Consider the following 17,226-nt stretch of genomic DNA (forward strand, 5'->3'; position numbering starts at 1 on the left):
AACGCCAGGGGCTGCGCGTCTATGCGCCCCTGCTTTTGTGGCGAGGGATTCATCCCCTCGCCACAATAGTCATTGCGCCTGCAAGCGGTTTCAGGCGCCCCTATAAAAACTTACTTCACGGTCAATGATTTCAGCCCCAGCGCCATGACGCGCTCATCCCCCCCCAACCCCAGCGCCTTGGGACTGATGGCATCGGGCAAATGGAAATGCACGCGCAACGGCCCATCCACGCCCATCGCTTCACGAATGGCCGGTGTCAGGGGCAGTTCAAAGGTGTTGTCCTGCAGGCGCGTGAACTGCGTCGACAACGCCGCCACACCGTTGATCGAGACGTCCACTCGCTGGCGCGCGTGCTGGGGCTGCACGAACGCCGCCGCTTCGATCGAAAGGGCGCGCGCCTCTGGCGGTATGCGCAAGACAATCTCAGCCTCGGTCCCTTCCGACCAGGTGCCCCACTCCTCGACGCGTCCCCAGCCGTCGGCCAACATCGGGTTGATTCGGCTGAACACCTGGCGCTCGCCGAGCTTCATCTGCACATCCAGCGTCTCATCGGCAAACGGTGGGCATTGGGCACATGACTTCCAACCCGGCGCCAGCACCACGAGGCCATCGATACGGGTCAACAGGTCGGTCTGGCGCTTGACGGTCTTCGCTGCCTGAAGCGCGGTGCCAGGGTCGAGGATGTACAACGAATCCGCTGCATACTCGCCGCTGGCAAGCATCTGCGCGGCGCGGCGCTGGGCTTGTTCGATCTCCCGGGTGCCCATGCGTCCCAGGTAGACGCCATCGGTTTGCAACCCATGCGTCAGAGCGTATTGGCTGGTCAGCAGCCAATTTTCCGGCTGGTTCTGCGGCAGCAGCGTCCGGACTTTCGAATAATGGCTGGCCGCACTGGCCCAGAACGGATCCGTCATGGACGTGGGCCAACTGGAGGCGGCCGGCATCATCCGGCTCTGGCGCAGGCCTGCCCATCCAGCGCGGGTATCCAGGACTTGCACCAGCAGGGCAATGGCCAGCAGATACACCGCCGCCCGTGGTTTATTGCCGCGGATCACCAGGAAAATCACGGCAAATACGATGGCGTAGAACACCGGCCAGAACATCCGGCCAGCCGCGCGAAAGACGTTCGCCAGCAGCTCAAGGGGCCTGGGCAGCCAGTAATGCAGATTCAGCATGCCGATGCCGAGGTTGTTGGTCAGCGAAAACAGCGTCAGCCCGATCAATGCCAACAGCAACAGTCGCCTGTGGCGTACGGCATTCGCCAAACCGGTGTTGCCTTGCAGCAACGCCACGCCGGCGCAGATTGCCAGCATGAGGATGCCCAATCCCAGGTAATTGAAACCTTCGTAGTCCCCGGGGCCCTGGGGCATGTCGCGCAAGGTGTGTGACCAGCCGCTGGGGTTGACCAGCGACATCACGTTCAGGCGATACAACCCATAACCGCCCGCCACGGTCCCGCCGCCCACGCTGAAATAACCCGCCTGCCAGCAGCAGAACGCAACCAGCAAAAACAAGCCACCCAGCTCGATCAAGGCATCGCGCCGGGACAACCGGCCCTTGATGGCCTGACTGGCAAGGTCAGCCAGCCAGATCAGCGCCACCATGGCCAACAGGTAGGCATGCACCAGTGCCGTCACGGCCAGCAGCACGCCCCAGGCCAGCCGCCGCTTCTGCAAGCCCGGCCGCAGCGCCAGGTACAGGGCCGCCAGGATCAGGAAATGCCCGGACAACGACAGATGCCCACCCATGCGCAGAAACATCGGCGGCGAAAACACAAACAACCCTGTCCCCAACAGCCTGATCCACAGCGACGGCGTCAACAGGCCGACCAATTTCCAGGCGAACCAGGCTTGCAGGATGAAACAGGCCAGCAACCACAGGCCAAAATACTGGAACGTCTCGGGCAGCCAGGAGCTGAAGGGTTTGAACAGGAACGCCAGCAGCGGGTTGGAGTCGGAAAAAATGATGCCGTTGCCCAACTCCAAACCATAGGAAGGGTTCATGCCCAACGGAAAGGTCCAGGGTGAATTGCGGAAAAACGCCCAGCCCATGTAGTGGGTCGCCGCATCGCCCTCCCCCAACCAGCCGATGTTCGTCGGATCCAGGACCCGCGGGCCGATCACCAGCAGGAACGCCAGCGCGCCCAACAGTATGGGCAACAAGCAAACCCAATAACGCTCACCACGAACGGTCATCGATACGTCCAGAAATTATGCAGGATGAAGGTAAACACCGGGATAATCAGTGCCACGGCCGCGATGCCCGCCAGGTAATCCAGGCCGACACGCTGGGCCACCCAGGCCACCAGCATCGCCAGCCCCAACCCGCCGATCGAGACCACCACGAAACGGCCGAGGGTGCGGCCATGCAAGCGGCTGGAAAAGCTCCAGAGGGTGTTGACCAGGTACGACACCACGGTCGCCACGACAAAGGCGAAACCATTGGCCAGTGGCGGGTTTGCCAGGATCAGGTGCACGAACAGCACCGCAGCCAGCACATGCACCGCCGTGACGAGCAGGCCTGTCATGGCAAAGCGCAGGGCACGTCGCAGCAACGGCGAGTGCGTCCAGATCACGGCTTCTGCGCCAGGCAGAACACCGTCAGGCCGGCCATACGATTGGCGCCCATGAACGGACGCTCCAGGCTGCAAAGAGACTTCAACACGCCATTGACCAGCGGATGATGCCGCGCCAGCTGCGACTTGGCCGGGGCTCCGGACGCCTTGCGCTGCAACAGTCGCAGACCGGCGGCAATCGGAAATACCAGGCCGAAGTAATACGCACCTTGCTGGACCTGCAGACCGGCCTGCGCCACGACACTTTCCAGCTGCTTGAGGGTGTAGCGGCGCTTGTGCTCGAGAAAATCATCATGCCCGCTCCAGAGAAACTGGAACGCCGGCACGGTGATCAGGAAGCGGCTGCCGGACGGCACTTTGTCGACGTAGGCCTTGAGCAGCCCCACGTCATCGTCCACATGCTCCAGCACGTCCATCAGCAACACCAGGTCCGCGTCCAGCGTGTCGATGGCACGGCGGTAGCGGACCGGTTTACCGGCGGTGCTGGCGTCGGAGTCGGCCGGATAACTGATGTCCACGCACCAGGCCTGGGCCGTTGCGGTATGGGTCAGCAGGTGATGGGAAAAAAAGCCCGACCCAGCCCCCACGTCCAGTAGCGTACTGGCCGAGAAACCCTTGAGCATGTGCAGCATGGCGCGTGCTTTCGACCGGTAGTACCAATGCTGCTCGATATCGGGACCGAGGATATCGGTTTCCTTGAGGTCCATGGTCAGTCCTTGGCGTCATAGATGCGCCGCACCAGGAAAACCGGTCGGCGCTTGGATTCGATGTAGGTGCGGCCCAGGTATTCGCCCAGCACGCCGATACCGATCAGTTGCAACCCGCCCAGGAACGTGACCGCCACCATCAGCGAGGCATAGCCCGGCAGGTCCACCCCGGAAATCAGCGTTCGCAGCACGATAAAGATGGCGAACGCAAAGGACACCAGCGAGACGCAAAGCCCCAGGTACGTCCAGATACGCAGCGGTTCGGTGCTGAAGCTGGTGATGCCTTCAAGGGCGAAATTCCACAGGCGCCAGCCATTGAACTTGCTTTCACCGGCGGCCCGTTCAGGCCTGACGTAATCCACGTGGGTGGTGCGGAATCCTACCCAGGCAAACAGCCCTTTCATGAAGCGGCGCGATTCGGGCAGGGTTTGCAGGGCATCGACCACGCAGCGATCCATCAAGCGAAAATCGCCGACATTCTCCGGCAGCTTGTGGTCGGCGATTTTATTGTGCAGCCGGTAGAACCCGTTGGCGGAAACCTGCTTGGCCCAGGAGTCGGAGTCGCGGTTGATCCGATGGCCCAGCACCACTTCGGCACCGTTGCGCCAGTGGGCAATCATTTCCAGGATCACTTCGGGAGGGTCTTGCAAATCGACATCGATCGGCACCACCGCCTGGCCACGGGCGGCTTGCAGGCCGGCACTCAACGCCGCCTCCTTGCCGAAGTTGCGACTCAGGTCGACGACCCGGATGCGCGGATCGGTCTTCTGCCGTTCCAGCAGCAGCACCAATGTGTCGTCCACGCTGCCATCGTTGACGAACACCAGTTCCAGGCTCACCAGCGCTTCATGGGCAAAGACCTGGTCGATCCTGGCCATGAACACATCGATGGACTGGACTTCGTTGTAGACCGGAATGACAAGCGAAAGCGCTAGATGACCCTGCAGATCCGTTCCTGGATATTCAGTCACTTGATGGCTCTTTTTCTTATAGTGTTTTCAGTCCCATTGGCTTGCGGCCCTAGGCGTCGAAACGTATTAAGCAGGACCGGGCAGGGCAACGCAAGGATCAAACCGGAACTTCAGCGGACTGCATGTTCGCAACATGACTTTTTTCCAACAGAAAGTCGAACAGCCTCTCCGGGCTCATGCCCCAGCAATATTTGATAACCAATGGAAACGAATTTCCCGTAGCCAAAACCACCCACTTGGCTAGGCTGGCAGCCACATGCCCAACGCATGTCTTGACTGAATGAATCGCAGGGAGCGAACCGATGTATTTTGAAATCTATCGACAGACCCGAGGCACCCAGAGCACCGGCAAAGGCCAGTGGCGCTGGCGCTTGAGAGCCGGCAACCACGAAACGATCGCCAGCGGCGAATCCTATGTGAACAAGAGTGACTGCCTTCATGTCATCGGGCTGATCAAGAATGTCCAGGGTGAAACGCCTGTAAAGGAGATCTAACAGCGCCACGAGGGCTCTGTAGGAGCTGGCGAAGCCTGCGATCTTTTGGTCTTGATCTTTCGCTTGAGATTCAAGTGTCTGGGGAAAGATCGCAGCCTCGTTGCACTCGACAGCTCCTACACCGGTTCAGCTTTTTTTGCGGTAGGGTATGCGGACAAAAGCAGGAGGCTGGTGCAATGACTCGATCAATCCATAATCGCGACTGGCTGGTACGAGCGCCCGATTCGAGGAAAATGGAACGCATCGAGGCCTATTTCAGCGGGCATGGCTACACCACCCATCGCCACGACACCTACGCCATCGGAATCACACTTTCCGGCGTGCAGAGCTTCAACTATCGCCACAGCAAACGCCACAGCCAGCCCGGCGGCACCGTCGTCCTGCACCCAGACGAGGTGCACGATGGCGAAGCCGGGACGAGCGAGGGTTTTCGCTACCGGATGCTCTACATAGAACCGTCGGTGATCCAGCAAGTGCTGGGGGGCAAGCCATTGCCCTTCATCGAAGGAGGATTGTCCAACGACCCTCGCCTCAACATCGCGACCCGTCGACTATTGAACGGCCTGGATCATCCCCTCGATCCGCTGGAGGAAGAGGACGCCATCTACGATGTGGCCCAGGCGCTCGACATCGCGGCCGGCAGCCGACGTGGGCGGCGGCTGATCGACTACCCGGCAGCGGAGCGTGCCCGCCTGTTCATCCACGATGCCCTCCACCAGGCGATCACACTGGACGACCTGGTGCAGGCCAGCGGCCGGGATCGATGGAGCCTGTCCCGGGATTTCCGGGCACTGTACGGCACCAGCCCCTATCGCTACATCACCCAGCGCCGCTTGAACGAAGCCCGGCGCCTGGTATTGCATGGCATGCCGTTGAGCGAAGCAGCCCTGGCCTGTGGTTTTTTCGATCAGAGCCACATGACCCGACTGCACACCCAGGCCTTCGGTATTTCACCGGCACGCTGGCTGAAAATGCTGCGCTGAAGGCTGAGGCTGCGCACGGCAAAAAGCTGCACGATCATCCAATACGCACCCAGGCTCCGACAGTAAGGTACAGCTCACCACCCACCTGAGGAGCATGCCTCGATGACCCGCTACGCCCCCATCAACTTCGCTCAGAAATACGCACTGTTCCACGAACAATGGGCACCGAAAGTCGTGGCCGAAATGAATGACTACCAATTCAAGATCGTCCGGCTCGAAGGCGAATTCATCTGGCACACCCACGCCGACACCGATGAAACCTTCATCGTGCTGGAGGGCGAGTTGCGTATCGACTTTCGCGACGGTGCGGTAACCATAGGGCCGGGCGAAATGTACGTGGTCAAAAAAGGTGTCGAGCACAAGCCCAGCGCCGCACACGAAGTGAAACTGCTGCTGATCGAACCCCGTGGTGTCCTCAATACCGGCGAGGAAACCAACGAGCGAACGGCGGTCAATGATGTGTGGATCTGACTGAGCCAGGCTCAATCGTATTCAGCTTCCTGGTGATCGCCCAATAACCGCCGCTGACGAGGTGTCGCGGCGGCCAAGACCACAGGGTTGAACTGCCAGTGCAGATAAGGTGAGAACTTCTGCGCGACCATCCGCCGGCCGTAGTGCACCTGGAGCATGTAGCGCGTGCGGTCGGCGGTGCGGTTGTCGCTACCGGCGTGCCATAACTCACTGCGCAGTATCAACACATCGCCCGCCCGGCACAGCACCGGCTGCGCAGAGCGCCCTTGCCACTGCGTTTCGCCCTTCACCGGCGCCCGGCCGGCCTTGTGACTGCCCGCAATGACCTGGGTCGGACTCAAGTCGGCGTCGATGTCATCCAGGTAAAACTGCGCGGTAAAAACCTGCATCGGCAGTTCAAAGACAGGGTCGGCCAACAGCCCTGGCGGCAATTGCATCGCCAGATAATCCAGGTGCAACGGCGCCCCGGTAAAACCGGGATGGCAGCGCCAGGCTGTCTGGCCAATGACATGGCAATCATCACCCAGGGCCGCCTCGGCCAGCTCGATCACCCCGGCCACATCCAGGAACGGCAGCCAGAACGGATTGCGATTGAACACGCATTTGTAATGATCAATGACGCCGCTGTAGTCCCAATGCTGGGGCTTCAACTGGTCGATGGCATGGCGCAGGTCGGCGATCTGCCGGGCATCCAACACACCGGGCATCAGGACGAAACCGTCCTGATGCAGGGCTTGCAGCTGCTCGTCAGTAGACACGACACCCCCTGTTTCAGGTGCGGAAGCGGCCGGTCAGTTCTGCCAGGTTTCTCGACAGGCTGGACAGCTGTTGGCTGGCCTGCATGCTCTGGGCAGAGTTCGCTGCCGCTTCGTTGGACAAGTCGCGGATGTCGGAGATGTTGCGGGCGATCTCTTCGGTGACGCTGCTTTGCTCCTCGCAGGCGTTGGCGATCTGCGCAGCCATGTCGTTGATCCGCAGAATCGAGCCGCTGGTGCCACTGAGCACCTGATCGACCCCCGCCGCACGTTCGACACTGTCACGGGCCTTGCTGCTGCCGACCTGCATGGCTTGCACGGCCTTGGCGACACCGCTTTGCAGCCGTTCGATACGCACCTGAATGTCCTTGGTCGAATCCTGGGTGCGCGCCGCCAGGGCCCTGACTTCATCGGCCACGACAGCAAAACCGCGGCCTTGCTCGCCCGCCCGGGCCGCCTCGATGGCAGCGTTCAGTGCGAGCAGGTTGGTCTGTTCGGCAATGCCCCGGATGACCTCAAGCACGGCACCGATGCTGGAGGTTTCCAGGGCCAATGCCTCGATGGTGCCCGAAGCGCTCTCCACTTCCTGGGCCAACTGACGGATCGATTCGATGGTGCTGTTGACAACCGCGGTGCCGTCGCGAGACTGACTGCTGGCTTGCTGGGCGGCGTCCGACGCGTTCACGGCATTGTGTGCCACCTCATGCACTGCGGCACTCATCTGGGTCGCCGCCGTACTGACCTGGTCAAGCGCCGCGTGTTCGCTGCTGATCAACTTGTCATTGGTCGCGGCCATATTGGCCATGGCCCGCGCGGCGGCATCCACCTCCCCGGTCACGCGGCCCACTTCGGCAATCAACGGCTGCAGCTTATCGAGAAAACGGTTGAACGCACTGCCAAGCTGGCCCAGCTCGTCAGCCGAACGCACCTCGAGACGGCCCTTCAGATCCCCACCGCCCTCGGCGATCTGTTCGACACGGTGCAGCAGTCGACGCATTGGACGCAGCACGACCATTGGCAAGGCCACAATCAGCAGGATGCAACCCAGCAGCCCCACCAACAAGATACCGCCCTGCTGCACCCCAACCGCCTGGCCATGGTCAATCGCCGCTTGCCCCTCGCGCAGAGACGCTTCGTCTTCCAGTTCACCGAGCTTGTCGATGGCATCGCGCATGGTGTCAAACTTACTTTCACCGTCACCAAAACTCAGCGCACTGGCCGCCTGGGGATTGCTCGCGGCCTGCTCGACCACCTGCCGCGAAACCTGCGACCACTGTGCGAAACGGTCATTGAACTGACTGACCAGCGCCAACGCCTCGGCACTTGGCTGCATCGCGGCATATTTCTGCACACGATCATAAGCTTGCTTCAGATTGTCCCGATGACTGGCACGCAGCGCCTCGGCATGACTGCCCGCATTGCCCCCAAGCAGGCTGCGCTCAGCGACAAAGGCCTGGTAGAGGTCACGATCCGCGTTGAGCAACAGGCTGATGGCCGGCAGGTAGCGCTTGGTCAACTGCGTGCTGGACTCCGTCACCTGACCGATGCCACGCATGCCCGACCACCCCATCAGCACCAACAGCAACGCCAGGAACCCAATGGGCAGGGTGATTTTCCAGCGAAAGCCCAGATCGGCAAAAAACCGCGGCATGGGGTGACACTCCTTTCATGGGGATTAACTTGCCTATCGGCAGCCATGCCTTGAGCTATAGACCATTAGTCCAATTGTTACAAAGCTTTGAGAGTTGGGAAGGCTGTGGTTATGCGGGTTATGGGGGGGTGGGCGGGATAAAAAAGAGGGGAACGCAATTGCAGCGGGGAATTTTCTGACATTTCCCGCCCACATAATTTAGGGAGTTTTCTGACTCATCATCTGATTGATGATTTCTCCAGCGAGGCCCTATAGTCCAAATGTCGCTCGTAAGAACGGCTTGGGTTTGGCGACCCATGACAAATGGTAAGAAGGCCCTCAATCCAGCGGAGTTTGAAATGAATAGATACATGGCTCTTACCAGTAATGCCGACGATCAACCCCTCTTCGTCGATACCTGCGCGCCTTTGCACATCCTGCTCGACACGGCGGGCTATAGAATTCGCGCGGTTACCCAGCTTTTAGAGAACCTCGCCATGCGAGGGGACATTCCGAGCAACTCAGTGGTCCTTCAGGACTTTGCACAGCTGTGCTGCATTCCCTTGAGGGATGGTTGCGACGTGCTCGACGTCATCGCCCGGCGCTTGGATGCAGAGCCGGACTAGCATTGAAGGGCCTCAACGAAGTGATGCCGATCAGTTAATCGACGCAGCCCCTGTGGCGAGGGGATTTATCCCCGCTGGGCTGCGTGAAGCAGTCCTAAAAGCCAGACACCCTGTGTGCCTGGTTGATTGAGTTGGTGTTGGGGCCGCTTCGCAGCCCAACGGGGCGGTGCGACTTTTCGCTAACTCCCCTCACCAAAAGACTCGATCACTCTTAACTGACTGGCATTATCTCTCACGAGGCCCATTTCGTTGGAGACGAGCATGAATCCCTGGCGCTGAAATCCTCCCCTTCCTGTTTGCCCAGACTCGATTAATCACATCTCAGAGGCTGAGATGGCCACAATAAAAAAAGTCAACAAGACACCCAAAAAAGTCGTTCCCAATGAGCTGACATTTCTAGATGTTCGGCAAGCTGCGCGTGATGGTCAGAAGGTGTTCGATAAGTTTTTAATCACTGGCAAGCTTCCTATCAACTAGCGATGAATTCCTACCCCCCTCAGCCAACCTGCTCGAACCGCCGCAGCTTCAAGAACAACCCCGTTCCCAGCGCCACGGCAAAAATCGAGAGGAAACGGAGGACAGACCACGATTTTGAATTCACTTGTAATCGCCCCGCCTCATAATCATGGTCTGTCCCGTTTTCCCCACACGTTCTTTCGGGTGAACATGGACGCGCTGTACGCCGGAGGTTTTGACGAGATTGTCACTGCCCCGAACGATGAGATTGTCCTTTTTTCTGAAACCAATAAGCACCTCACGGCTCATTGAGCCGCTATGGCTCAAGGCTGGATGGACGATTGTGCATATCGAAGCCGAGGCACTGAAATACAAGGCTGAACTGAAAAATAAACGAAGCGAGGTTCAATGATGTTCTGTAGTAATGGAGATAACTCGTTCCGCGCTTACCTGAATGCCGGCACTGAGAATCTGGACGAGATTCTCAGTGCCGGCTCACCCTTCCTGACCATGATGGATGACCTTGATTCGTACCTCACACAGCATGTCAGTGGACCTGCCGTCGCGCCCGATGAGTTGGTCGTTCACTCCATACTGATCAATTCCCGCTTCCTCCTGATGACCGCCTTCCGAGTAGGTCTGACTGGCCACGCGGCTGGTGTTTACCCTATCCTCAGAACGGCATTGGAAACTGCCTGCTATGCCCTTCTGATGACCGAAGACGAATCTCAGACCCTTACCAAGATCTGGATGAGCCGCAACGACTCACCAGATGACCTGAAAACCTGCAAAAAAGCCTTTCAGGCTCCAATCAAAGCAGCTCAGAAAATAGCCAATAAACGAGGACCGGGATTGGGCGATTGGATGTACAAGCTATACGAAAGTTCTATCGACTTTGGTGCTCATCCCAACGCCAAGACTGTCACTCTCCACACAAGAATGTACGATGATGAAGCGGGACTGACCCAGTTCGAAAATGTGGGGTTGTATGCAGTTGGAAATCACGGATATGAATGGGGTTTACTCGCATGTGTGGAGATGGGATTAGCAACGGCAATCATCCTTTCTATGACGCACCCAGTCGCTCTGTCCGAATCTATTCAGGCGCTTCAAGCCCTGAACGACCAAAAGAACTCGCTTGAGGTTCTGATCCGCGAGAAGCACTCACAGAGCGAATGATACAGAGCTGACAGCCACGAACACGCTAGGCGACACCCTGAGGTGTATTGAACGCCCGGAATGAAACGGGAGGACAGGCCACGATTTTGAGTTCACTTGTAATCGCCTCGCTTCATAATCGTGGTCTGTCCCCGTTTCTCCGCTCTCCACACAAGAATGTACGATGATGAAGCGGGACTGACCCAGTTCGAAAATGTGGGGCTGTATGCAGTTGGAAATCACGGATATGAATGGGGTTTACTCGCTTGTGTGGAGATGGGATTAGCAACGGCAATCATCCTTTCCATGACGCACCCAGTCGCTCTGTCCGAATCTATTCAGGCGCTCCAAGCCCTGAACGACCAAAAAAACGCGCTTGAGGTTCTGATCCGCGAGAAGCACTCACAGAGCGAATGATACGGAGCTGAAAGCCACGAACACGCTAGGCAAGACCCTGAGGTGTATTGGACGCCCGGAGTGAAACGGGAGGACAGGCCACGATTTTGAGTTCACTTGTAATCGCCTCGCTTCATAATCGTGGTCTGTCCCCGTTTCCCCAAATCACTTTTCGCTTTATCTCGTCCTATCTCGCAGACGACATTCGCACTCACACCAGCCGAGACAATAAAAAATGTAGTAACAACAAACAGCTTCATTACATTTCGCATTTTGTATCTTGCCTCAGTACGAGTTCATTTTGTCATATCCCTGCTTCTCGTTCTTCATACAGACATCCTGCAATTGAAACTGTCCACTGAATGTACGCTCACATCTATCCTTTGCTTTTGAAGCCAAGTCGTGAGGCATGCCGTAGTCTTTTTGTAATGCCTTATAGCCATTTTTCTCATTCTGCATGCAAACTGCTTGAAGCTGATAGTCTTGGAACGTGGATTGGCATTGCTCAATGGAAAGTTTCTTTACTGAGTCCCAAGACTCCTGCCAGTCAGCCGCCATAGTTGAGCTGGCTACAACAGCGAAACATGCCAATGTAGCTAAGTGCTTAAAACCAGTCATATTGTCTCTCCCTAGAACATCTTTTAATTAACGTAGCACACCAGCAAACAACACCATTACTCCTCTGCATTACTGCCGCTTGATAGTGGTGCATCACTGTGCCACTACTGACGAACTAGAGGCAAGCGCGGGTAATCTGGAGATTGCCGCCAGCTTCTGGGCAGGGCTCGCCCCCTTCGAATACACATCGTGCGTCTCGCACCGATCCTGCCACACTCTCAGGAACACAGCTCCGTCATCCCGTACAGCTCCCCAAGACCGCCTCATCATGTGCAGTGGAGCCTTCAGGGCAGCGAAGAACTGTGTGATAGACCTTTCGCTGATACGCCATCTCCATAGGAGGCCAGTAATGCTTTACATGATGCTACCGCTAGATAGGCATTTTGACTCAGGTTTTGGTGCAGTCGCAGACTCGTTTAGGGACGCTGCTGACGCTCTTGAAGACTCCAGAGAGAGCACCCCAACCTTGAATGCTCATCTGCCTGTGAGCTTTCTCTACCGGCACGCTATAGAGCTTTTCCTGAAGTCAGCGATCATCATTTTTCACAGGAAACTCAACATCCCGTACGGCGCCATACCAGCAAGCGGCGAACCTCAAATCCCTATCGGGGAGAAGTGGAAGCCCATGCATAACGTCCACGGCCTGCAACCGCTCTATCAACACTTCTGCTCGCTTTTTGAAGACCACGCCGAGTACCTGGCTAGCCACACAAACACAGATTGGAGCTTACCCACCGAGCTAGGGCAATGGATCAGTGAAATCGAGGCAACGGACTCATCAAGTACGTTCTTCCGCTACCCAGTTACAAAGGACAAGGAAAAAGACAAACAGAAGTCCGTCATCCGGGAGGACGATTACGATGCCCTGCTTTCAAGAATGGAACAGAGATACGGGGGGACAGACCACGATTCTGAGTTCAGTTGTAATCGTCCCGCCTCAAAATCGTGGTCTGTCCCCGTTTTCCTCTATGCCGACGATCACCCCCTCTTCGTCGATACCTCTGCGCCTTTGCACATCTTGCTTGACACGGCAGGCTATAGAATTCGCGCGGTCACTCAGCTTTTAGAGAACCTCGCCATGCGGGGGGACATTCCGAGTGACTCAGTGGTCCTCCAGGACTTTGCACAGCTGTGCTGCATTCCCTTGAGAGATGGCTGCGACGTGCTCGATGTCATAGCGCGACGCTTGGATGCGGAACCTGCCTAGGGATAATACTTGTCAGCTAGGGATAAAGTCTGTGGGAGCAAAGCTTGCTCGCGATAGCGGTAGAGTCGCCAATATCGTTGTTAGCTGGCTTACCTCAATCGCGAGCAAGCTTTGCTCCCACAGGATTTACGCCAGACTGACAGATGACGAAAACGAAAAAGCCCCTGAAATGTTCAACCATTTCAGGGGCTTAGTCATACACAATAATGGCGGAGAGATAGGGATTTGAACCCTAGGTACTGTCGCCAGTACAACGGATTTCGAATCCGTCCCGTTCGGCCACTCCGGCATCTCTCCAGTGGCGCGCATCATACCAGCACATTCGCCGGAAGCGAACCCCCGAGCGAAATTTTTTCCGTGCTATCAGATGCTTGCGTCGATTACAGCGGCACACCCAGACGCTGGGCGACTTCTTCGTAGGCTTCGATGACGTCACCGAGGCCCTGGCGGAAGCGGTCCTTGTCCATCTTCTTCTTGGTGTCCTTGTCCCAGAGGCGGCAGCCGTCCGGGCTGAATTCGTCGCCCAGGACGATGGAGCCGTCACTGAACACACCGAATTCAAGCTTGAAGTCCACCAGCAGCAGGCCGGCGTCGTCGAACAGCTTGGTCAGCACTTCGTTGACCTTGAGGGACAATTCCTTCATGCGGGCCAGTTGCTCGGTGGTGCCCCAACCGAATGCCACGACGTGGGATTCGTTGATGAACGGGTCGCCCTTGGCGTCGTCCTTCAGGAACAGTTCGAAGGTGTAAGGGTTGAGCTTCAAGCCCTCTTCCACGCCCAGGCGCTTGACCAGGCTGCCGGCGGCGTAGTTACGCACGACGCATTCGACCGGGATCATGTCCAGCTTCTTGACCAGGCATTCGTTGTCGCCCAGCAGCTTGTCGAACTGGGTCGGCACGCCGGCGGCTTCGAGTTTCTGCATGATGAAGGCGTTGAACTTGTTGTTCACCATGCCTTTGCGGTCCAACTGTTCGATGCGCTTGCCGTCGAACGCCGAGGTGTCGTTGCGAAACAGCAGGATCAAGCGGTCAGCGTCGTCGGTCTTGTAAACCGACTTGGCTTTGCCGCGGTAGAGTTCTTCACGTTTTTCCATGATGGGCTCCGCTTGCTAAGTAGTGGGCTAGGCGATATGTCGCCAGTCGAGCCCTGAATCTTGATCGGCCAGTTGCAGCCAGTCCGGGTCGCACCCGAGGGTGTCGACAAAACATTGCCGGGCCAGCTGCGGCAGGTTGTTCTTGCTGCTCAGATGGGCCAGGACCAGGTGTTGCAGGCCTTGCCAGCCCAACTCGGCCACCAGGAACGCTGCCTGGTGGTTGTTCAAATGTCCGTGTTCCCCGCCTACCCGCTGCTTGAGGAAGTACGGGTAGTAACCACGCGCCAACATGTCGCGGCAGTGGTTGGACTCGATCATCAACGCATCGAGGTCCCGGTAACTGTCCATCACCCTGTCGCAATACGACCCCAGGTCGGTCAGCAGCCCAAAGCGCCGCTCGCCGTCACTGAACACATATTGCGTCGGTTCCCGGGCATCGTGCGCCACGCTGACCACGCTGATATCCAGGCAACCGATGCGCAGTTGCTCGCCACCGGCCACGAACCCGGCCGGCTCGATGGGCTTGCGCAGGCCTTCCAGTGTCCCACGGCTCAGGTACACCGGCAGATTGTAGCGCCGAGACAGCAAACCCACGCCATGCACGTGGTCGGCATGTTCGTGGGTCACGAGTATCGCGCTCAATTGCGCCGGGTGCACACCCAGGCGCAACAGGCGCTTCTCGGTTTCCCGCAGGGAGAAACCACAATCGACCAACACATACGTGCCGGCGCTGGCTACCAGCGTGCCGTTCCCCTGGCTACCGCTGCCGAGAACGGCAAAACGCATCGGATCAGCCCAGGTTGTCCTGAATCACACTCAACACCTTGCGGGCCACATCGGCCGGCGCCACGGTGTTGATGTTCTTCTCGACGGTGACCTGGACGCTGTCGCCGACCTTGCTCAGGCGAACCTGGTAACGCTCGGCGCGGGCTTCGATTTCTTCCTTGTCCGGCTTGCTGCCGAACAGGCCACTGAAGAAGCCAGGCTTCTCGTCTTTCTTCTCGGCCTTTTCAGCGAGGTTGATGTAGTACAGGCCCAGGCTGCGGTTGATGTCTTCAACGCGCCACTCGCCCTGCTCCAGCGCACGGCCAACGCTCGACCAGGCACGGTCCAGGTCGGAGCCGACGTTGAGCACCGGGTTGCCGCTGCCGTCTTCGCTCAGGCTGACGCGGCTCGGCGCATCGAACTCCTTGGACGCCAGCATCGAGACCGAACCGCCCTGCTCCGCGGTACGACTCATGCTGGCAAGCATGTCGTCCACCAGTGCAGCGTCGAGGCCGGTATTGACCGAACGGTTGGTGAAGGCCACGTCGGCGGTGCTGCCAGCAGGTCGCTCGGCGCTGACCACATAGACTTCACTGGTGTTGCGCTGCACGCCCGGCTCGATACGCACCCGCACGCGGGTTTCGCTGTCGGCAGCAACGCCGGCGGCGCTCATGCGCTTGGCCATGCTGGCGGACAGTTCATCCGAACGCTGCCAGGTGGTGGTGAACTCGCCAGTTTGCGGGCGCTGTTCGTCCAGGCGGAAACCGTTGTCCTGGAAGAACTGGATCGCCACAGGCCAGACTTCGGCCGGTGGATGCTGGCCCATGACCCAGCTGGAGTCGCCACTCTTCTGCAGGGTGTAGTCGCTGGCATCGGCCACGGCCGACAGCGGCTGTGGACGTGGGACGATGTATTCGCCCTTGACGCTGTCGTCGGCTACGTTGCGCGGGATCGGCAGCAGCGGATCCAGACGCTTGGCAACGTTGACGTCTTGCGGCATTTGCATCGGTGCAGTCTGTTGCGCCTGCAGGTAATCGCTACCACGGTCGCGGAAGTAACCTTCCGGTCCCCAGATCCATCCGCAGCCGCTGGTGCTGGAGATAATCAAGGCAAGTGCGGAAAGTCCGGCCATTCGCTTCATGCGTTGTACTTCCTCAATTAAACCAGGACGCCGGACTGGCGCATGGCCTGCCGCAGCGGTTCTTGACAGGGGGTGCTCAGCCAGGTCAGTGGCAGGCGGATGCCTTCGTGCATCAGGCCCATTTCAACCAAGGCCCACTTCACCGGAATCGGGTTGGCCTCGATGAACAGGTCCTTGTGCAACGGCATCAGTTTTTCGTTGATTGCCCGTGCAGTCTCGGCGTCGCCCTTGAGCGCGGCCTCGCACAGGTCGGCCATTTCACGTGGGGCAACGTTGGCGGTGACGGAGATGTTGCCCTTGCCGCCCATCAGGATCAGCTCGACCGCTGTCGGATCATCGCCAGACAGCACGATGAAGTCCTTGCTCACGCCATCGAGAATGGCCTTGGCGCGCTTCATGTCGCCGGTGGCTTCCTTGATACCGATGATGTTCGGCACCGTGGACAGGCGGATCACGGTCTCGGCCAGCATGTCGCAGGAGGTACGACCGGGAACGTTATAGAGGATCTGCGGGATGTCGACGGCTTCGGCAATGTGCTTGAAGTGCTGGTACAAGCCTTCCTGGGTCGGCCTGTTGTAGTACGGGACGACCAGCAGGCAGGCGTCGGCACCGGCTTCCTTGGCGTTGCGGGTCAGCTCGACGGCCTCGCGGGTCGAGTTGGCGCCAGTGCCGGCGATGACGGGAATGCGACCGTTGACCTGCTTGACCACGGCACGGATGACTTCGATGTGCTCATTGACGTCGAGGGTTGCCGACTCGCCGGTGGTACCGACGGCGACAATGGCATGGGTGCCGTTCTCAAGGTGGAAGTCCACGAGTTTGCTGAGGCTGGCCCAGTCAAGATGCCCTTGTGCATCCATGGGTGTGACCAGTGCCACCATACTGCCCGCAATCATGAAACCGCTCCTGCCGGAAAAAGAGAGCGGTAATGGTACTGGCGCCAAGATGCTTGTACAAGCGAACTACCATTCCCCTTGGCGATGGTTTTCGCTACCCTTCAGGCTTTGATCGGTACCGACAAGCTCATACGCCGGTTTCCAGCCTCCGTTTTCGTCGCCGCAAGCCCCGATCCCGGGTTTGTCCTGGTGCGTTCCTGCTGTCGCGGAATGCAGCGCAACCCTGGGCACAAGGCTTGAGCCGTTCGTTTTTCCGGGCCTGGCGCTGTGTCGAGCGGCAAAA

At 58.4% G+C, this 17,226-nt stretch carries 18 protein-coding genes, 1 tRNA gene and 1 pseudogene; 7 read left to right on the forward strand and 13 right to left on the reverse strand.

Annotation, left to right across the window (positions count from 1 at the left end):
• Positions 1–110: 110 nt before the first annotated feature.
• Genes F7R20_RS27545 through F7R20_RS27560 form a run of 4 tightly spaced genes read right to left on the reverse strand, consistent with a single transcriptional unit; the run spans position 111 to position 4,253 of the window.
• Positions 111–2,195: a DUF6311 domain-containing protein gene (locus F7R20_RS27545; RefSeq protein ID WP_003198837.1), complete on the reverse strand. Its 2,085-nt coding sequence runs from the start codon at positions 2,193–2,195 to the stop codon at positions 111–113.
• Positions 2,192–2,527, reverse strand: a complete 336-nt coding sequence (locus F7R20_RS27550) for a GtrA family protein (RefSeq protein WP_043042647.1) — start codon at positions 2,525–2,527, stop codon at positions 2,192–2,194. The genes F7R20_RS27545 and F7R20_RS27550 overlap by 4 nt, the downstream gene beginning before the upstream one ends.
• A 44-nt stretch (positions 2,528–2,571) precedes the next feature.
• The gene (locus F7R20_RS27555) at positions 2,572–3,282 is read right to left on the reverse strand and encodes a class I SAM-dependent methyltransferase (RefSeq protein WP_003198834.1); all 711 of its coding nucleotides are present in this window, start codon (positions 3,280–3,282) and stop codon (positions 2,572–2,574) included.
• Positions 3,283–3,284: 2 nt separating this feature from the next.
• On the reverse strand, positions 3,285–4,253 hold the full coding sequence (locus tag F7R20_RS27560; RefSeq protein ID WP_003198832.1) for a glycosyltransferase family 2 protein: 969 nt from the start codon (positions 4,251–4,253) through the stop codon (positions 3,285–3,287).
• Between the two features lie 302 nt (positions 4,254–4,555).
• Between F7R20_RS27560 and F7R20_RS27565 the strand changes: the two genes are divergently transcribed.
• The 3 genes from F7R20_RS27565 to F7R20_RS27575 all read left to right on the forward strand — a co-directional run bounded on the left by F7R20_RS27565 (position 4,556) and on the right by F7R20_RS27575 (position 6,201).
• Positions 4,556–4,747 (forward strand): YegP family protein, encoded by a 192-nt coding sequence (locus tag F7R20_RS27565; protein ID WP_003198830.1) that lies wholly within the window; start codon positions 4,556–4,558, stop codon positions 4,745–4,747.
• A gap of 176 nt (positions 4,748–4,923) precedes the next feature.
• Complete coding sequence (locus tag F7R20_RS27570; RefSeq protein ID WP_003198828.1) at positions 4,924–5,730, forward strand: AraC family transcriptional regulator; 807 nt, start codon at positions 4,924–4,926, stop codon at positions 5,728–5,730.
• 102 nt (positions 5,731–5,832) lie between these two features.
• A complete protein-coding gene (locus tag F7R20_RS27575) occupies positions 5,833–6,201 on the forward strand; it encodes a cupin domain-containing protein (protein ID WP_003198826.1) in 369 nt (122 codons plus the stop codon).
• Positions 6,202–6,212: 11 nt separating this feature from the next.
• On the opposite strand, the gene F7R20_RS27580 is transcribed toward F7R20_RS27575, so the two are convergent.
• From F7R20_RS27580 to F7R20_RS32425, 3 genes and pseudogenes are all read right to left on the reverse strand, one after another.
• A complete protein-coding gene (locus F7R20_RS27580) occupies positions 6,213–6,959 on the reverse strand; it encodes a phytanoyl-CoA dioxygenase family protein (RefSeq protein WP_003198824.1) in 747 nt (248 codons plus the stop codon).
• Between the two features lie 13 nt (positions 6,960–6,972).
• A complete protein-coding gene (locus F7R20_RS32420; protein ID WP_373557672.1) occupies positions 6,973–7,761 on the reverse strand; it encodes a methyl-accepting chemotaxis protein in 789 nt (262 codons plus the stop codon).
• Between the two features lie 69 nt (positions 7,762–7,830).
• Positions 7,831–8,607: pseudogene (locus F7R20_RS32425) on the reverse strand (MCP four helix bundle domain-containing protein); the annotation flags it as partial.
• Positions 8,608–8,945: 338 nt separating this feature from the next.
• Between F7R20_RS32425 and F7R20_RS27590 the strand changes: the two are divergent.
• The 3 genes from F7R20_RS27590 to F7R20_RS27600 all read left to right on the forward strand — a co-directional run bounded on the left by F7R20_RS27590 (position 8,946) and on the right by F7R20_RS27600 (position 11,243).
• Positions 8,946–9,212, forward strand: a complete 267-nt coding sequence (locus F7R20_RS27590; RefSeq protein WP_033028174.1) for a hypothetical protein — start codon at positions 8,946–8,948, stop codon at positions 9,210–9,212.
• An 864-nt stretch (positions 9,213–10,076) separates the two neighbouring features.
• Complete coding sequence (locus F7R20_RS27595) at positions 10,077–10,847, forward strand: hypothetical protein (RefSeq protein WP_003198819.1); 771 nt, start codon at positions 10,077–10,079, stop codon at positions 10,845–10,847.
• Positions 10,848–11,003: 156 nt separating this feature from the next.
• Complete coding sequence (locus F7R20_RS27600) at positions 11,004–11,243, forward strand: hypothetical protein (RefSeq protein ID WP_003198817.1); 240 nt, start codon at positions 11,004–11,006, stop codon at positions 11,241–11,243.
• Between the two features lie 264 nt (positions 11,244–11,507).
• On the opposite strand, the gene F7R20_RS27605 is transcribed toward F7R20_RS27600, so the two are convergent.
• On the reverse strand, positions 11,508–11,840 hold the full coding sequence (locus F7R20_RS27605; protein WP_028236980.1) for a hypothetical protein: 333 nt from the start codon (positions 11,838–11,840) through the stop codon (positions 11,508–11,510).
• A gap of 1,009 nt (positions 11,841–12,849) precedes the next feature.
• On the opposite strand from F7R20_RS27605, the gene F7R20_RS27620 reads away from it, so the two are divergent.
• Complete coding sequence (locus F7R20_RS27620) at positions 12,850–13,047, forward strand: hypothetical protein (RefSeq protein WP_050516665.1); 198 nt, start codon at positions 12,850–12,852, stop codon at positions 13,045–13,047.
• A gap of 207 nt (positions 13,048–13,254) precedes the next feature.
• Here the strand turns inward: F7R20_RS27620 and F7R20_RS27625 are convergent.
• The 5 genes from F7R20_RS27625 to dapA form a co-directional block, all read right to left on the reverse strand.
• Positions 13,255–13,344: transfer RNA gene (locus tag F7R20_RS27625), tRNA-Ser, on the reverse strand.
• A gap of 83 nt (positions 13,345–13,427) precedes the next feature.
• Complete coding sequence (gene purC / locus F7R20_RS27630; protein ID WP_003198813.1) at positions 13,428–14,141, reverse strand: phosphoribosylaminoimidazolesuccinocarboxamide synthase; 714 nt, start codon at positions 14,139–14,141, stop codon at positions 13,428–13,430.
• A 27-nt stretch (positions 14,142–14,168) separates the two neighbouring features.
• Entirely contained in the window at positions 14,169–14,927 is a 759-nt protein-coding gene (locus F7R20_RS27635; RefSeq protein WP_003198811.1) for an MBL fold metallo-hydrolase, read from the reverse strand.
• Positions 14,928–14,931: 4 nt separating this feature from the next.
• Positions 14,932–16,047 carry an outer membrane protein assembly factor BamC gene (gene bamC / locus F7R20_RS27640; protein ID WP_003198809.1) on the reverse strand — a complete coding sequence of 372 codons (1,116 nt, stop codon included), beginning with the start codon at positions 16,045–16,047 and terminating at the stop codon, positions 14,932–14,934.
• A gap of 17 nt (positions 16,048–16,064) precedes the next feature.
• Entirely contained in the window at positions 16,065–16,943 is an 879-nt protein-coding gene (gene dapA, locus F7R20_RS27645; protein ID WP_003198806.1) for a 4-hydroxy-tetrahydrodipicolinate synthase, read from the reverse strand.
• Positions 16,944–17,226 lie beyond the last annotated feature (283 nt).

The sequence above is a fragment of the Pseudomonas brassicacearum subsp. brassicacearum genome (assembly GCF_008801605.1).
Taxonomy (GTDB): Bacteria; Pseudomonadota; Gammaproteobacteria; order Pseudomonadales; family Pseudomonadaceae; genus Aquipseudomonas; species Aquipseudomonas brassicacearum.

Excerpts from the sequence above, each read along its gene's own strand:
- F7R20_RS27545 (WP_003198837.1), bottom strand. The coding sequence starts at position 2,195 with ATGACCGTTCGTGGTGAGCGTTATTGGGTTTGCTTGTTGCCCATACTG.
- F7R20_RS27555 (WP_003198834.1), bottom strand. The coding sequence starts at position 3,282 with ATGGACCTCAAGGAAACCGATATCCTCGGTCCCGATATCGAGCAGCAT.
- F7R20_RS27570 (WP_003198828.1), top strand. The coding sequence starts at position 4,924 with ATGACTCGATCAATCCATAATCGCGACTGGCTGGTACGAGCGCCCGAT.
- F7R20_RS27550 (WP_043042647.1), bottom strand. The coding sequence starts at position 2,527 with ATGACAGGCCTGCTCGTCACGGCGGTGCATGTGCTGGCTGCGGTGCTG.
- purC (WP_003198813.1), bottom strand. The coding sequence starts at position 14,141 with ATGGAAAAACGTGAAGAACTCTACCGCGGCAAAGCCAAGTCGGTTTAC.
- bamC (WP_003198809.1), bottom strand. The coding sequence starts at position 16,047 with ATGAAGCGAATGGCCGGACTTTCCGCACTTGCCTTGATTATCTCCAGC.
- F7R20_RS27590 (WP_033028174.1), top strand. The coding sequence starts at position 8,946 with ATGAATAGATACATGGCTCTTACCAGTAATGCCGACGATCAACCCCTC.
- F7R20_RS32420 (WP_373557672.1), bottom strand. The coding sequence starts at position 7,761 with ATGGCCAATATGGCCGCGACCAATGACAAGTTGATCAGCAGCGAACAC.
- dapA (WP_003198806.1), bottom strand. The coding sequence starts at position 16,943 with ATGATTGCGGGCAGTATGGTGGCACTGGTCACACCCATGGATGCACAA.
- F7R20_RS27595 (WP_003198819.1), top strand. The coding sequence starts at position 10,077 with ATGATGTTCTGTAGTAATGGAGATAACTCGTTCCGCGCTTACCTGAAT.
- F7R20_RS27635 (WP_003198811.1), bottom strand. The coding sequence starts at position 14,927 with ATGCGTTTTGCCGTTCTCGGCAGCGGTAGCCAGGGGAACGGCACGCTG.
- F7R20_RS27575 (WP_003198826.1), top strand. The coding sequence starts at position 5,833 with ATGACCCGCTACGCCCCCATCAACTTCGCTCAGAAATACGCACTGTTC.
- F7R20_RS27600 (WP_003198817.1), top strand. The coding sequence starts at position 11,004 with ATGTACGATGATGAAGCGGGACTGACCCAGTTCGAAAATGTGGGGCTG.
- F7R20_RS27565 (WP_003198830.1), top strand. The coding sequence starts at position 4,556 with ATGTATTTTGAAATCTATCGACAGACCCGAGGCACCCAGAGCACCGGC.
- F7R20_RS27605 (WP_028236980.1), bottom strand. The coding sequence starts at position 11,840 with ATGACTGGTTTTAAGCACTTAGCTACATTGGCATGTTTCGCTGTTGTA.